The sequence below is a fragment of the uncultured Shewanella sp. genome (assembly GCF_947497935.1).
Taxonomy (GTDB): Bacteria; Pseudomonadota; Gammaproteobacteria; order Enterobacterales; family Shewanellaceae; genus Shewanella.
In genome coordinates this window covers 312,170-328,350 of the sequence record NZ_CANMIO010000001.1, presented here as the reverse complement: position 1 = coordinate 328,350, position 16,181 = coordinate 312,170, and the positions used below count along the sequence as shown (strand labels likewise).

The following is a 16,181-nucleotide window of genomic DNA, read 5'->3' as shown; positions in this document are numbered from 1 at the left end:
TAAATTGGGATTAATCTATAGAACGGCTCGATATGAAAGCTAACCAATATCAAAGCTAGCTCTCACATCGTAGTGATGCAGCGACTGCTAAGCAGAGCTAGAACGTTGCTTAATGTCTGCGCGACGAGCAAAGTACCAAGAGATAAATGCGATCAGCGATACGATAAGAATGATCAGTGTCGCCAGCGCATTAATCTTAGGCGAGACGCCCATTCTCACCGAGGAGAACACCACCATAGGTAAGGTTGTTGCCCCTGGGCCTGAAGCGAAGCTCGCGATCACTAAATCGTCCAGCGATAGGCTAAATGACAGTAACCAGCCCGCCACTAGCGCAGGCGAGATCATCGGCACGGTAATGGCGAAGAAGGTTTTAAATGGCGTTGCTCCTAAGTCTTGCGCCGCCTCTTCCACCGATCGGTCAATCTCACGTAAGCGCGATGACACCACCACCGCCACATAAGCGGCACAGAAGGTTGAGTGGGCAATCCACACGGTCAACATGCCACGCTCTGCAGGCCAGCCAAACAAGTCGGCCATATGCACGAATAGCAGTAACAATGACAGACCCGTGATCACCTCTGGCATCACCAGAGGGGCGGTGATCATGTTAGATAGGGTTAACTTGCCCCAACCTCGGGCGAATCGCGTCATCACAAACGCCGCCATGGTGCCCAATATCACGGCCATGGTTGAGGCGTAAAAGGCCACCTGTAAACTGGTCCATACTGCATCGAGGATCTGTTGATCACGCAGCAGTTCTCCATACCACTTGGTCGAGAACCCAGCCCATACGGTAACCAGCTTAGACTCGTTAAATGAATAAATAACTAAGATAAACATTGGCGCGTACAGGAAAAACATACCCGCCCAAAGCATAATGGTAGAAAAATTTAACTTCTTCATGCTGTTTTCTCCATCTCTTTAGCCTGATAACGATGGAACAGGGTTATCGGAATAATCAGTAGCCCTAACATCACAATTGCAAGCGCCGAAGCCACTGGCCAATCACGGTTATTGAAGAACTCCTGCCATAGCACCTTACCAATCATCAATGAATCTGGACCACCGAGTAGTTCAGGGATCACAAACTCACCCACCACCGGAATAAACACCAGCATGGATCCAGCAATCACGCCGCCTTTTGAAAGCGGTAGGGTCACTTTCCAAAAGGTATTGAGACTACGAGAGCCAAGATCAGCCGCCGCTTCTAGCAAGCTGCCATCGAGCTGAGACAAGTTGGCGTAAAGTGGCAAAATCATAAACGGCAAATAACTGTAGATGATGCCGATATACACAGCGGTATTGGTATTTAGGATCTGCAAAGGCTCAGAGATAATGCCAGTCCACATCAACAAATTATTGATCACACCATTGTTGCTCAATATCCCCATCCAGGCGTAGACCCGGATAAGAAATGAGGTCCAAGAGGGTAACATTACCAACAGAATTAACATGGTTTGGTTACGCTTAGGCGCACGAGCGATGGCGTAGGCCATAGGGTAACCAATCAGCAAACAGCCTATAGTTGAGATTGTTGCCATCTTAAGCGAGCCTAAGTAGGCGTTATAGTACAAAGAGTCATCGAGAATAAGCAGGTAATTACCCAGATTCAGCATGATCTGCAAAGATTCCTCTGCATACTGAAACAGGGGCTCATAAGGCGGTATCGAGATGATTGGAGTCGAAAAACTTATCTTAAGTACGATAGCGAAAGGCAGTGCGAAGAAGAGTAATAGCCAAAAGTACGGGACACCTATGGTCCAGCATTGGCCTTTGGGTAATCGAAATTTTAACGGCTTTTTCATGATTAAATCCTTATGATCTAAGGACCACTCCGCTGGTGGCCTCCCAGCTAATGAAAACCGCTTCTTCCCACGTAGGAGGATCTGAACGACGTTCTCGATTAGTCATAATGGTTTGAATAAGCAGGTTATTCGGTAGGCGAATGTAGTACACAGAAATTCCACCAAGATAAGCGATATCTTCAACCACACCACTAGACCAGTTATATTCACCTTGTGGCTGCTCACGGGTAATACGTGTCTTCTCTGGACGCACCGCTATCCATATCGTCTTATCATCGACACTGGTCGAGGCGCCGTGACCGATAAAGATCTTCTGCGATAAACCAGGGCATTCGACAATGACATGATCGGCCTCATCTTCAACAATCTCGCCTTCAAACAGGTTCACGCTGCCGATAAATTCGGCCACCATACGGCTACTCGGACTCTCATAAATATCCGTGGGCGAGCCAGTCTGGGCTATCCAGCCTTCATTCATTATCGAGATACGGCCCGCCATCGTCATGGCTTCTTCTTGGTCATGGGTAACCATCACACAAGTCACGCCAACGGCTTCAAGAATATCGACAACCTCAAGTTGCATCTGAGTTCGTAGCTTCTTATCCAGCGCGCCCATTGGCTCATCGAGCAGTAATAACTTAGGTCGCTTAGCCAAGGAACGGGCCAAAGCCACACGCTGCCTTTGACCACCGGAGAGTTGATTTGGCTTACGCTTGGCGTAACTTTCCATGTGCACTAGCTTCAACATCTCTTGCACGCGGGATTCGATTTCAGCTTTGGGTAACTTGTCTTGTTTAAGGCCAAAGGCGATGTTTTGCGCCACTGTCATATGTGGGAATAGTGCATAAGACTGGAACATCATATTGATAGGTCGCTCATGGGGCGGCATATCGGTAATATCTTCTCCGTCTAGAAAGATGCGCCCTTCAGATGGCTTTTCAAATCCAGCAAGCATACGTAGCAATGTAGACTTACCCGAGCCCGAGCCGCCTAGTAATGCAAAAATCTCCCCTTTCTTGATATTTAGCGTGACATCATCTACTGCACGCACTTCATCAAATAGCTTACTCACTCTGTCTATCTGAAGCAGCACTTCGCCTTGCGTCTTTTTAATCGAATTATTGGTGACGTCTAAGGTACTAGTCATTTTACTTCTCCAACTAAGGGTATTAATCATCGCCCTTTATTTCTATCTTACATATTGATCAAAAAGGGCAAGGCGATGCCTTGCCCTTCTCTGCTTAGTAGCCCGATTTCACTTTAGTCCATACACGCGTTAATGAACGCTGTGATTTCATTGGACGTACATCACCGACATACAAGCGATCTAGCACTTCTTTAGTTGGGTAGATAGACGTATTAGTACGTACATCTTCATCCACTAAAGGCAACGCTGGTACGTTTGGGTTGGCGTAAGCCACATAGTTAGTGATAGGCGCAATCACCTCAGGGCGGAGCAGATAGTTAATAAAGGTGTGAGCATTTTTAACGTTAGCCGCATCGGCTGGGATCGCTAACATATCAAACCAAAGGTTTGAGCCCTCTTTAGGAATTGAGTATTCAATGGTATTACCATTTTCCGCTTCATCGGCGCGATCGGCAGCCTGGAAGATGTCACCCGAATAACCAAATGCAACACAGATATCGCCATTCGCTAAGTCAGTGATATAACGTGATGAATGGAAATAAGTGATGTAAGGACGTACCTGAGCGAGCACTTCACCGGCCTTCTTAAAGTCATCGGCTTTAGTGCTATTTGGATCAAGACCTAAGTAGATAAGCGCCATAGGCACCATCTCATCGGCACTATCAAGTAAAGACAGACCACACTGAGACACCTTCTCGGCATACTTAGGGTTGAAGATAAGCTCCAAAGAATCAACCGGTGCATCTTCACCTAGCACAGCTTTTACTTTTTCGACGTTATAGCCAATACCATTTGTACCCCATAAATACGGTACTGAATACTGGTTACCCGGATCGGCAGATTCAAGCTGAGTCATTAACTCTGGACTCAAGTTCTTATGATTTGGTAACTGATTTGAGTCTAGCTTTTGGAAGGCACCCGCTTTAATTTGCTTAGCGAGAAAACTATTCGATGGTACAACGATATCGTAGCCTGAGCGACCCGAAAGTAGCTTAGCTTCTACCACTTCATTACTGTCAAACACATCGTAAACAACACGAATGCCAGTCTCTTTGTGAAAGTTCTCTAAGGTATCTTCGGCAATATAATCTGACCAGTTATATACGCGAACAACTTCTTCAGCGTACGCAGTTGTAGAAGCCATTACACTTGCTGTGACGAGGGCAAGTGTGGTCGCCTTTTTTAAAAGTTTCATGCTATCTCCTTTGTAGCGTAGCAGCAGTTAATCTATCTCTGCTGTCCATACATTGTGTTACCGATTTATCGGCTAGTTCTTATTGTTAACCAATGCTACACCTGAAAAACCGCATCGGCAGTGTGGTACTGCTTTACAGCTTTCATATAGATAACACTCTTTAAAATGCTATCTGTATGAATAACTTCTTTGCTTAAGATTTATGTTAGGCATCTAAGACTCGTCCCCAAAACGAGTCTCAGTGCTGAGTCATTAAACTCATTTCATCAAACTAAGCGCTTTAAACTGTGAGTAACAGGAACTCACGTTCCCATGAACTGATCACCCGGCGGTAGTTTTCAAGATCTGCCTGCTTCACCGCGATATAGCCGTTAGTGAAGATATCGCCTAAATACTCACGGCAAGCCGAGCTTTCGGCCATTATTGCTAACGCCTCTTCAAGGGTTAATGGCAGTGCGGCCCCGCCGCGAGTTTCATTTGCACGGCCTTGAACCGGTGTAGAGGGTTTAACATCATCCACCATGCCCATGTAGCCACATAATAAGCTCGCCGCTATAGACAGGTAGCTGTTAGCATCTGCGCCAGCGATACGGTTTTCAATACGTAAGTTTTGCGGTGAAGACTCAGGTATACGCAGACCGCAAGTGCGGTTCTCTTCGCCCCACTCAAGGTTTACCGGAGCCGAGGCACCCGGCAAGAACCGACGGAACGAGTTAACGTTAGGCGCAAATAGTGGCAACAGCTCTGGAATAAACTTTTGCAGACCACCGATATAGCTATAAAACAGTGGGCTCTTAGTGCCGTCCTCATTAGAGAAGATATTCTTGCCCGACTTAACATCAACGATACTCTGATGCAGATGCATCGCACTGCCCGGCTCGTTGGTTACAGGCTTAGCCATAAAGGTGGCGCAAACATTATGTTTAAGCGCGGCTTCACGTAGGGTGCGCTTAAATACAAACACTTGATCAGCCAGAGAAAGAGCATCGCCGTGAGAGAAGTTAATCTCCATCTGCGCCGTGCCCTCTTCATGGATCAAGGTGTCAATATCCAGACCCTGCTCTTCACACCAGTCGTACATATCTTCAAATAACGGATCGTACTCATTTGCCGCATCGATAGAGAAAGACTGGCGACCCGACTCTTGGCGGCCAGAACGTCCAACGGGAGGAATAAGTGGGTGGTCGGGATGCTCATTGATACGCGTTAAATAAAACTCCATCTCTGGTGCAACCACAGGCTTCCAACCTTTATCTTCATAAAGCCTAAGCACTTTTTTCAGCAGGTTACGGGGAGACAATTCGATAGGATTGCCCATCTTGTCATAAGTGTCGTGGATCACCTGAGCCGTGGCTTCTATGGTCCATGGCAACTTAAAGACTGCATCTTCATCCGGCACACAGACAAAGTCGATATCTGCTTCGTCGAGTAGTGCATCATAAGATTCGTCATCGACATAATCGCCTGTCACCGTCTGCAACAACACACTCTCAGGCAAACGCATGCCCTTTTCATCGATAAATTTTGCCACTGGGGCTATCTTGCCACGGGCAATACCCGTCATATCACAGACAACACACTCAACTTCGGTAATTTTTTGCTCTTTTAAATAACTGACTAACTTTTTCATAATTATTTCACTCTGCTTGCTGCACGGCGCTGGCATGCTTTATTAAAGGCTGCAAAAATTGCGGTATAGAAAGGGCTATCAAGCACTTTCCATTCAGGATGCCACTGCACACCTAGTGCAAAATTCTTTGCGTTTCTGACAGAAAAAGCTTCTATCAGACCATCGGTTGCATATGCTTCTGGCCGCAACCCAACACCCAGGCGATCGACGCCTTGGGTATGGACAGAGTTCACCTCTGCAGAGCTGCGGCCCCATGCATCGTGAAGCAGTCCCCCAGGTTCTATCTGAACCTCGTGGGAGATCCCGTACTGCACCTCTACTGACTTGGTTTTATCTTCTCTGTGTTCAATAAAACCTCCCACCTCATGAAGCTTCTGGTGCAAGCTGCCACCAAACACCACATTCATCTCTTGGAAGCCACGACAGATTGCAAGCACAGGAACACCGGCATCGATTGCCGCTTTTAATAGCGGTAAGGTTGTTGCATCGCGCTTGGGATCATGATGTGTTTCTTGATCGCTTGCAGGACCATTGAAATGATGTGGTTCAATATTTGAGGGGGAGCCGGTGAATAAGATCCCATCTAAACGTGGGAGAATGGTTTCTGCGGGGCAGTGCCCTAACGCAGGAATGACTAATGGCCAAGCTTGTGTTGCATCCGCTATCGATAATAAATACTTCTCACCCACGATATTAAAGGGGTGCAAGCCTAACTGCTGATTACATGCAGTCACACCGACAACTGCGAGCCCTACTTCCGACATAAAACACCTTCAATCCTTTGTCTTCGTAATTTTTAGAATTATTTTGAATAGTTTTTATCTTGATTTACGAAATATTGAATAATGAACAGTTATTACTCAAACGTTCATTTTTTCACACACTACACGGAATCAATTAAGTAGGCAATAGCGAAGGTGAAAGGATTGTTAAAAAAAACACAAAAATATGACTAACCAATAGTTATCAACACCTTAGAGTAAAACAGCTTTGTGTAAGTTTATATTGGATTGCATATTAATAAGTTTTTTATGCATTAAAAGCATAAATAACGAGGATGACGCGGATCGCATTCAAGCACAGCCGATGCTTAAAATTATTTACATAAAAGCATAAAAACAGCGTCGTATAGAACTGCCTAGCGGGTAATGTTATATAAAGCGGAAACAGCAGGATTTTGAAATAGATAACAAGCTAGTTACCGTTAAGAATGTGAAACACTCTCCGGTAAGCTAGCTTTACAAAAAGCAGAGGATATAAACTAAAAATTAGCAGGGGTTGTGGCGCTGATAATCCGACAAGCTTCATCAAACGGATTACGAAAACGATGAGGCAACTCGCTATTAAAGTAATAACTGTCACCCTCTTTTAGCTCAAACACTTCATCACCAACGGTCAACTCTAATCGTCCCTCAATCACCATTGCCGCTTCTTGCCCTTCATGCTTAAGCATCTCAATGCCAGTATCCGCCCCCGGTGGATAGGTTTCACTCATGACTGACATGGCCCGATTGGGAAAGTCTCGACCAATTAACTTAAAGTCCAAGGTGCCATCACCGATATCTAACAGCTCGTCACTGCGGTACACCACTTTTTGCTCGGCGGCTGAAGTATCTTCAATAGAGAAAAACTCCACCAAAGACATAGGTAAGCCTGAAAGTACTTTTTTCAACGAACTGACCGAAGGGCTAACGCTATTTTTCTCAATCATGGAGATGGTGCTGTTAGTCACACCTGCGCGTTTTGCCAGTTCTCGTTGAGACAAGCCTTTCTCTTTTCTAACCCTTTTAAGGTTTTCTCCAATATCCAAAATCTTTCCCCTAATTGAAGTAATCGTTCTTTGCCTCGAACAAAGTGTAGGGCAATAAAACGTATTCTCGATAGAACCAGAGCCCGTTTGTAATTATCAACGAAATGAGTGCCACCGAGTGAATTTGTATTCTACAGGAAAGCGTGTTAAAAATAACGAACATATGTAAATAATTTATTTATATAACTTAGAATATACCGTCAAAATTCCAACTTACAATAAAAACATATACTTGGAGATAAGATGCCAACTAGAAGCCCGGTGCACAGCGACCAATATCCCGCATCATATTACTTTGCAACCGCTAAAGAACTACATCAATCACCACGCCTAGAAGAGATCATTGATGTGGATGTGTGTGTGGTAGGCGGTGGATTTAGTGGCATTAATACTGCAATTGAGTTGGCCCAAAAAGGCTTTAGCGTTGCATTGCTTGAAGCAAAACGCATAGGTTGGGGAGCATCGGGCCGTAACGGCGGCGAGCTTATTCGTGGCATTGGTCATGACGTTAGCCAGTTTCAAAATATCATTGGCAGCGAAGGGGTAAAAGCCATCGAGCAGATGGGCTTTGAAGCTGTTGATATCGTTAGACAGCGTGTCGCTGAGCACAATATTGATTGCAACTTACAGATGGGTTATTGCGACTTAGCGATTCGACCTCGCCATATGAGGGAACTTGAAGAAGATTTTGAACATTTAAACAGTATTGGTTACGGCCATAACATGACCTTACTCGATAAATCTCGTATCGGCGAGGTGATAGGCTCTGATTTCTATCAAGGCGCATTAGTGGATATGGCCAGTGGTCATCTGCACCCGCTTAACTTAGCCTTAGGTGAAGCCAGAGTTGCCCGCAACTTAGGCGTTAAGATGTATGAATACAGCGCAGCGCAGAAGATTATTAAGGGCGATAAGCCAAAAGTAATCACCGAGCATGGCGAGGTAAATTGCCAGTACCTAGTATTAGCCGGTAACGCCTATTTAGGCTTAGATTTAGAAGAAAACATTGGCAGTAAGGTACTCCCAGCAGGCACCTATATTTTAGCCACTGAGCCGTTAACTCAAGAGCAATGTGACGCAATCATCCCCCAAAACATGGCCTTTGCCGACTTAAGAGTCGACTTGGATTACTACCATCTATCGGAAGATAATCGCCTGCTATTTGGTGGCCTGTGTACCTACTCAGGCAAAGATCCAAAAGACATTGAGGCGGCATTGAGACCTAACCTTGAGAAGGTATTCCCCCAGCTAAAAGGCGTGCGTATCGATTATGAATGGGGTGGCATGATGGGTATAGGCGCTAACCGCTTACCGCAAATCGGTCGTTTGCCCGATGCCAAGAATATCTTCTATGCCCAAGCCTATGCAGGCCATGGCGTTAATGCCACCCATATGGCAGCAAAATTAATCGCCGAGGCAATAACCACTCAAGCCGAACGTTTCGACGTGTTTGCCCAAATCCCCCATATGACCTTCCCAGGAGGCCCACACCTGCGCTCACCACTATTAGCCATGGGCATGCTTTATCATAGGTTTAAAGATATTTTTTAACGTCAACTTTAGGCTCTGCATAAACAAGAAAACGGACTTCCTAGTCCGTTTTCTTACTTATAACCAGTAATCAATACCTAACTTAGTGCCCTATCCACTGCATACTCACAGTGGATAGCTGTAGTATCGTAGAGTGGCACTTGGGTATCTGGTTGGCCAATCAGTAATGCAATCTCGGTACAGCCTAAAATGACAGCCTGGGCTCCTTGGGCATACAAGTTATCAACTATATCCAGATATTGTTGCTTTGAATTAGGATTAATCAAGCCTTGGCATAATTCCTCATAAATAACATGGTGCACAATGTTACGATCTGCTTCATTTGGAACTATCACCTCGATATCAAATTGGTTTGTCAGGCGACTTTTGTAGAATTCTTGCTCCATGGTAAAACGAGTTCCTAACAGCCCCACTTTAGTAACACCGTTAGCCAAAAGCTTTACTGCTGTTGCATCGGCAATATGTAAGATAGGGATTGAAATCTGACTTTGGATCTCATCAGCTACCTTATGCATAGTATTGGTGCAAATTAATAAAAAATCAGCGCCGCCTGCAGCAATTTTTTTAGCCGCATCTGACAAGATATCAGCCGTATCTAACCACTTACCTGCATGCTGTAGCTTTTCAATCTCAGCAAAATCGACACTGTAGAGACATACTTTTGCGGAATGCAGTCCACCGAGTCTTGCCTTTACACCTTCATTGAGCGCCTTGTAATAACTCGCTGTAGACTCCCAACTCATACCGCCTAACATGCCTATCGTTTTCATCAACCCTCCCCCCGCTTTGTTATGTTAGTGACAATATATTGGCTTGCTGTAAACTACGATAAGATCTGTGCTCAAGGTGCGCTTGAGTTAGTCCGAAAATAGCCGCTAAGTCCACTAGCTCAGCTCGATACACCTCTAACATGCCTTCGTCATCGGTCATGATGGCAAACTCGGCAAAATCGCCTAGTCCAGCTAAGTGATCAAGCGTGATATGGAACTTGCCGACAAAGTAAATACTGCGCTGCTTCTTCATCTCTAGGCGTACCTGATAACCCATGGTTCCAAGCATACTCTTAGCACTCTCGGCATCGGTAATGTTGGTGGCCTGACAGCGATCGGCCTCTGGCCCCTTTACTATCCAGAGCTTTATACCCGATGGCTCGCACTCTCGTATACAAACACTCTTATTCTGGGCTAAAAGCAACTGTTCTTTGGTATCGAAGTAACTATCAGACTCGATATTATCTTCAAACATTACCTCATGCTCTATAGAACTCAATACGGCTAAGAAAGCTTGCTTATCGGCCAAACGATACTTTAGCTCGACTTCAAATTGACCTTTAAAATGCTCATGACTCATGGGTTGTGGCTCGCGAATAATCTACTGGCACAAATAATATCTGTTTTCCATTCAGCGATTAGCGATAGAGTTAAAACTTTCAGCTTTACTGAAGTTAATCAACAGCTAAAGGCTAGGCTATATCATTAATACGATTACCAATATTTAGCTTTATCTAAGGCTGCTACACAATGAGTTCTACCGCTAATAGCCTGTAGTTGTTCGCCCTTTAGAGATTGAGCTAACCAGCCTTCTGGATAAGTCAGAGCTTGAGGCGCCTTTACCACATCTTCGCTTATCTGCTTAAAACCCACTTTCGAGTAATAGTTTGGATCGCCATAGGTAAACACCAACTCTATACCTTTGCTTTGTAGGCTATCTAGGCCAAATTGAATCAGTTTCTGGCCCACGCCTTGTCGTTGAAAGCTAGGGTGAACCGCAACCGGTGACAAGATAAAAGCATTGATACCAGTTTCAAAAGTTAATCTTGAAAACATGATGCAGCCAGCGAGCTTATCCGCCTCGATAGCCACAAAAATAAACAAATCATCACTGTCAGTAGTGCTCATTAGCTCTGTGGTTAACTCACCAATGACTCTTCCTTCAGCCTCACCCTCTGAGTCTGAAAATGTTTCGCTAAAAAGCTGAATAATTTCTTTTGTCTTACTTGTATCACATAGTGAAAGTTTCATTTTTTTCTACTTCTTCAATATCGCTATTTCTTAATACCACTAAATCAGCCTCGATTGCTATATTTTGTTTAAGAACAACATTTGACAATCAAATCCCTCAACAATCAGACAACAAAAGTGGGACGTTCGGTTAGCCTTAGGGCGGTCATTAATCTAGATAAGTTACCAATGTAGTAGCTGTGAAATATGCTTGTAATACCTAATCCTCAGAGTCTTTCTCTATAGCCATCTATCAATTTACCTAGTACGACTTTCGTGAATTAAACTCAATTACTTAAGTCATAAATCAGGATAATTCAGGGAGTATATCGGCTACAACATCTGTCATAGTCCGCATTAATCAGTAGCCTAAGACCCAAATCACACTGCCGTTCTTGACTGGTATTTTTACTAGTGCTTAGCCATAGATAGTACTTCTATCCTTACCCCACAAAAACAACAGTAAGGAAATGATGAATGAATCTCACCCGCTTAGCGAGCCTAATCGCCTTAAGCTTAGCAATCACAGCCTGTGGTAGCGACGACAACTCCAGCACACCAACACCGCCAGTGACACCGGAGCCACCACCAATAATCAAACCCGATAGCGTATTCGGCGGCCCATTAGCCGATGAGCAAAAGATCAATAAAGTTATTCAAATTTCTATCGTTAAAGGCTTCAGTCCATTAACAGAGGCCAGTGAGGCTCGCGCTAAGCCAATTGAAATCGAAGGCGTCGTTAAATCGATGATGGAAAAGGAAGCTGCAGATCTAGGCTTAAAAGTTGATTACTTACTGCCACCGACAGCAATTAATATGTCAGGCGTGAATATTGACACCATGCGTCCAGACCTATTCCAACCAGGCCGCGGTTCAGTCATGGACTTGCTGGTTTGGGCGGGCAAGAATTACGGTTTAGATATCAAGATTGAAAAAGATGAAGCGCTTAATACTCACTTTATTACTGCTATTGAAGGTATTAAAGGCTTGCCAGAAGCGGTGGACCAAGAAACTCTCGGTCAAACAGAGGGACAAGGCTGGAAATACTTAGTCGCTCCAAGCGTGTGGGAAGATAAAGATATTGCCAATGGTGACTATGATACTAAGGGGCTCTACTACAAGGAAGAAGAGATCTACTTCCGCATGGATCATCATCCATTAAAAAATGAGATGAGTATCGTAATTATGCCTGCAGAGCCGGGTGAAATGGAGATCCGTAAGAAGAAGTACGAAAAAGAGATGGATCGTATGGCCCAAAATGGCGGCAAAGTGATCATCCCTGAAATGGTAATCGACTTTAAACCAGCGCAATACTCAGCCACTGGCGAAGTACTTGTGCCAAATCAACGAGTCGTATTCAAAAATATCGAAGTTAAAGCTCATAACTTGCGTACCGATATTTACCAGCCCGGTGTAATAACCGAATTAGATGCCTGGCTATCACTTGACGAACAACGCGACGACTTAACCATAGACTACAGTTACTGGCCACGCCTAAGTACCAACGCTAACGTACAAGGCTATGTTGCGACTGCTATCACCTTTAATGGCCGTGATGACCTTGGAAACATCGTTAACGAGCGATACACTAATAATGGCTCTTGTGGCTTCGTGCACACCACAGGTGAGTGGGAAAATTACATGGATTCTGGCCGCCAAAATGGCCTGTATCAGTGGGTAATGTGTGGTTCACGTACCGATATGGGTGAAGAATATCGAGAAGCCTGTTATGGCAATATCCCAGGCGTTCTAGGTTACCGCGCTCATAACTACGGCCCAGGTGAAAAGTATGAAAACCATAACCCAAAAGGACGCGGTTACATCAAGTTCGGCCTTCCTTTCGGTGGTAACGATCCGCACTTAACTGGTGATGCGATGATCATCTATAGCCCTGAATATATCAATTATGTAGGTGCGGCATTTGGTAATGGTTATGGCGATCAACAAGCAACTTCTGGCTGTGATACTGACGCACCAGAAGTTGATCCTAGTCAAATCAAAGATATCACTCAAGCGCGTGCACCACTCACAGATAGCCATTTTGGCTGGCAGATCCCAGATTGCAGCACTTGCCATGACTCAACAAACAGTCACGTGGTAGAAGATATGGCACCATGGGAATGTGCAGAGTGTCATGGTAACAACGGAGCACCAGATAGTCATGGTGAATTGCTAACTTGTGGTTTCTGTCATGCGCAAACTTTAGAAAGCCACGGTGATGCCTATACCACTAAAAATGATTACTTTGGTCTAGAGACTCAGTTTAAAGAGCCTGAAAGCTGCTTAACCTGTCACGTCGAAAAGCGCTAATAATCGTTAGATAAACTTGAATCATTACCGTGCTATCTGTGCGGTAATCACAACAAGCTCATGGATGAGCCTGCTTTATTTTGTCTAACAAACGCATTATGTAGTCAAAGTCTTGTGGAATTGAGTCTAAGGAAGTTGTAGCCCAGAGGAGTTTGTCCCATAGACAAACGTGAGGGGTCGAACACTGGGATTTATATCTTTGTGTATCGCTGTGTTAGCGACAAGATCACAATATGGATTAACCAAGAGGACAGCTATGTTTCCTCTTTCATTATGGGTAAGTCAAAATGTCAGCTAAACAGAGTAAATTGGTTAATCACTACATCATTGAAGACTTTAAGAAGCAACTCTCTCGTTTTGGCTTTAGTCGTTTCTATTATTGCATCTTGCCATGTGACAATCAGTCAGTAGCTCCAGAACCTTGTGATCCCATTAATTTTTCCAAAGCTGTCAATATTAATAAAATGCGCTTTGCGGTTTCATCCGATGCAGAGATCCTTCAATACCGGGACGAGTTTCTTAGCCGCTTTTCTAAAAACGATAAAGGTTTTTCGACGAGTTCGCCCTCAATTCGTAAATTTCAAAATCCCTATCTGTGGCCTAGTAATAGTGTTCCCCAGCGGCAGCAAATGACCTTTGAACAGCTACTGCATCGTTATGAAATTGCCAGTCGACTTACTTTTTATCAACCACTAAAAAACCCAAAAGGCTGGCTGGGGATGTTTAATCTATTTTCCACTCTTCCCAATGAAGAGATAAACCAACACCTGACTAGTGATGGCAAAGAACTTGAGCAGGTATTAGTCGAGTTTGCCGACACCTTTAACTCTCTGGCACTAAAATCCATCAACCCATTGATTAACTTTAGAGTGCTGTCACCAACTTGTATTCAAATACTGGAGCTAGTCGCCCAGGGTCACTCTAGCGATGAGATAGCGAAACAAATATTTATGAGCGAGCGAGGAGTGAACTATCATCTTGATCGCGCTCGGAGTATTTTAGAAGCTAAAAATAGAACTAACTTGATCAGTAAGGCTTATCAATACGGTGTACTCAATACTGTTATTTAACGCCCCCCACATAAGCCGCCTAAAAAAAGCCACTTAGATCTACAAGCTAAGTGGCTATTATTTAGATTTATACAGACCTTATTTCTCGCAGAATTTACTCTAGCACTAACCAAGTGGCCTTAATTTCGGTGTACTTATCAAACGCATGCAGTGACTTATCGCGGCCATTACCCGACTGCTTGTAACCGCCAAATGGCGCCGTCATATCACCGCCATCATAATGATTAATCCACACCATACCGCTGCGAAGTGCTTTAGCAGTTTTATGAGCCTTATTTATGTCTGATGTCCATACACCAGCTGCGAGTCCATAGATAGTATCGTTAGCGATCTCGACTGCCTGCTGCATACCATCAAAAGTAATCACAGATAGCACAGGGCCAAAAATTTCCTCTTTGGCAATGGTCATCTTATTGTCAACATTGGAGAATATCGTCGGTTCGATATATACGCCGCCACTGTCTTGCATCACCTGAGAGCCGCCATGGTTTAAGGTGGCACCTTCATCCTTACCCGATTGAATATAGCCAAGTACGTTATCTAGCTGTTGTTTATCGACTACAGCGCCTGAGTTAGTGTTTGGATCGAGCGGATGCCCAGGCTTCCAACCCTTAAGCTCCTGCGCAATTAAGCCGATAAGCTCATCTTTGACGCCTGACTCCACCAGCAGTCGAGAACCTGCGGTGCAGACTTCTCCCTGGTTAAAGGCGATAGCACATGCCGCGGCCTCGGCGGCTTTTTTAAGATCTGGCGCATCATTAAAGATAATATTCGGGCTCTTACCTCCAGCCTCTAACCAGACGCGCTTCATGTTTGACTCGCCGGCGTAGATCATCAACTGCTTAGCGATTTTAGTTGAGCCGGTAAATACCAAAGTATCGACATCCATATGTAGCGCCAGCGCCTTACCCACAGTATGACCAAAGCCTGGTAACACGTTTAGCACGCCTTTTGGCAGTCCCGCTTCAAGGGCAATTTGTGCCATACGAATTGCGCTAAGCGGAGACTTCTCAGAAGGTTTTAGCACCACACTATTACCTGTGGCTAAAGCGGGCCCTAATTTCCAGCACGCCATCAACATCGGGAAGTTCCATGGCACAATAGCTGCTACCACACCCACCGCTTCGCGGGTGATCATACCTATTTCATTATGTGCGGTCGGTGCAATCTCATCGTAAACTTTATCAATCGCCTCACCAGACCAGCGAATAGCTCGGGCCGCGCCAGCCACATCCACTGACTTTGAGTATTGGATAGGTTTACCCATATCTAAAGTTTCAAGTAACGCGAGTTCATCGGCATTCTCTTCCAGCAATTCGGCAAAACGTATCATTACCTGCTTACGTTTTACTGGCGCTAAATTTGCCCACACGCCGCTTTCGAATGTCTCTCTGGCATTTTGTACCGCAATATTAGCGTCAGCCTCATCACAACTTGCCACCTTAGCTAAGACCTTGCCATCGATCGGGCTGATACAGTCAAAAGTTTGCTTTGACTGAGCATCAAGGTACTCGCCCGCAATAAAAGCTGAGCCATTTATCGACATTGAATCTGCCAACGCCTGCCACTGACTACGATTTTCTGGTGTGCTCATGATGACCTCTTAACACTGAATATAATAATTAGAATGATGGTTAATGCAGTCAAAGCGCCGTCTATAGGC

General features: G+C 44.8%; 14 protein-coding genes. 3 read left to right on the top strand and 11 right to left on the bottom strand.

The genetic code is table 11. The features are described from left to right. Positions 1-87: 87 nt before the first annotated feature. The 7 genes from Q1A86_RS01390 to Q1A86_RS01360 form a co-directional block, all read right to left on the bottom strand. Entirely contained in the window at positions 88-903 is an 816-nt protein-coding gene (locus Q1A86_RS01390) for an ABC transporter permease subunit (RefSeq protein ID WP_299801978.1), read from the bottom strand. Next, complete coding sequence (locus Q1A86_RS01385; RefSeq protein WP_220761258.1) at positions 900-1,805, bottom strand: ABC transporter permease subunit; 906 nt, start codon at positions 1,803-1,805, stop codon at positions 900-902. The genes Q1A86_RS01390 and Q1A86_RS01385 overlap by 4 nt, the downstream gene beginning before the upstream one ends. Positions 1,806-1,815: 10 nt before the next feature. Further along, positions 1,816-2,952 carry a polyamine ABC transporter ATP-binding protein gene (gene potA / locus Q1A86_RS01380; protein ID WP_299801976.1) on the bottom strand — a complete coding sequence of 379 codons (1,137 nt, stop codon included), beginning with the start codon at positions 2,950-2,952 and terminating at the stop codon, positions 1,816-1,818. A 94-nt stretch (positions 2,953-3,046) separates the two neighbouring features. Beyond that, positions 3,047-4,147, bottom strand: coding sequence for a polyamine ABC transporter substrate-binding protein (locus Q1A86_RS01375; protein ID WP_299801974.1), 1,101 nt, complete (start codon positions 4,145-4,147; stop codon positions 3,047-3,049). A 280-nt stretch (positions 4,148-4,427) separates the two neighbouring features. Further along, positions 4,428-5,777, bottom strand: a complete 1,350-nt coding sequence (locus Q1A86_RS01370) for a glutamine synthetase family protein (RefSeq protein WP_299801973.1) — start codon at positions 5,775-5,777, stop codon at positions 4,428-4,430. Between the two features lie 2 nt (positions 5,778-5,779). After that, positions 5,780-6,541 (bottom strand): gamma-glutamyl-gamma-aminobutyrate hydrolase family protein, encoded by a 762-nt coding sequence (locus Q1A86_RS01365; RefSeq protein WP_299801971.1) that lies wholly within the window; start codon positions 6,539-6,541, stop codon positions 5,780-5,782. Between the two features lie 497 nt (positions 6,542-7,038). Then, a complete protein-coding gene (locus tag Q1A86_RS01360) occupies positions 7,039-7,587 on the bottom strand; it encodes a cupin domain-containing protein (RefSeq protein WP_299801970.1) in 549 nt (182 codons plus the stop codon). A 243-nt stretch (positions 7,588-7,830) separates the two neighbouring features. On the opposite strand from Q1A86_RS01360, the gene Q1A86_RS01355 reads away from it, so the two are divergent. After that, complete coding sequence (locus tag Q1A86_RS01355; RefSeq protein WP_299801968.1) at positions 7,831-9,138, top strand: FAD-binding oxidoreductase; 1,308 nt, start codon at positions 7,831-7,833, stop codon at positions 9,136-9,138. A 77-nt stretch (positions 9,139-9,215) separates the two neighbouring features. Here the strand turns inward: Q1A86_RS01355 and Q1A86_RS01350 are convergent, their stop codons facing one another. The 3 genes from Q1A86_RS01350 to Q1A86_RS01340 all read right to left on the bottom strand — a co-directional run bounded on the left by Q1A86_RS01350 (position 9,216) and on the right by Q1A86_RS01340 (position 11,159). Next, on the bottom strand, positions 9,216-9,908 hold the full coding sequence (locus tag Q1A86_RS01350) for an aspartate/glutamate racemase family protein (RefSeq protein WP_299801967.1): 693 nt from the start codon (positions 9,906-9,908) through the stop codon (positions 9,216-9,218). A gap of 19 nt (positions 9,909-9,927) precedes the next feature. Continuing rightward, complete coding sequence (locus Q1A86_RS01345) at positions 9,928-10,488, bottom strand: class IV adenylate cyclase (RefSeq protein WP_299801966.1); 561 nt, start codon at positions 10,486-10,488, stop codon at positions 9,928-9,930. Between the two features lie 134 nt (positions 10,489-10,622). Further along, positions 10,623-11,159 carry a GNAT family N-acetyltransferase gene (locus tag Q1A86_RS01340; protein ID WP_299801964.1) on the bottom strand — a complete coding sequence of 179 codons (537 nt, stop codon included), beginning with the start codon at positions 11,157-11,159 and terminating at the stop codon, positions 10,623-10,625. A gap of 456 nt (positions 11,160-11,615) precedes the next feature. Here Q1A86_RS01340 and Q1A86_RS01335 point away from each other — a divergent pair, with 456 nt between their 5' ends. Continuing rightward, entirely contained in the window at positions 11,616-13,448 is a 1,833-nt protein-coding gene (locus Q1A86_RS01335; protein WP_299801962.1) for a cytochrome c3 family protein, read from the top strand. A gap of 287 nt (positions 13,449-13,735) precedes the next feature. Then, positions 13,736-14,518 (top strand): response regulator transcription factor, encoded by a 783-nt coding sequence (locus tag Q1A86_RS01330; protein WP_299801960.1) that lies wholly within the window; start codon positions 13,736-13,738, stop codon positions 14,516-14,518. 94 nt (positions 14,519-14,612) lie between these two features. Here Q1A86_RS01330 and Q1A86_RS01325 read toward each other — a convergent pair whose 3' ends face one another. Continuing rightward, positions 14,613-16,112, bottom strand: coding sequence for an aldehyde dehydrogenase (locus tag Q1A86_RS01325; protein WP_299801959.1), 1,500 nt, complete (start codon positions 16,110-16,112; stop codon positions 14,613-14,615). Positions 16,113-16,181 lie beyond the last annotated feature (69 nt).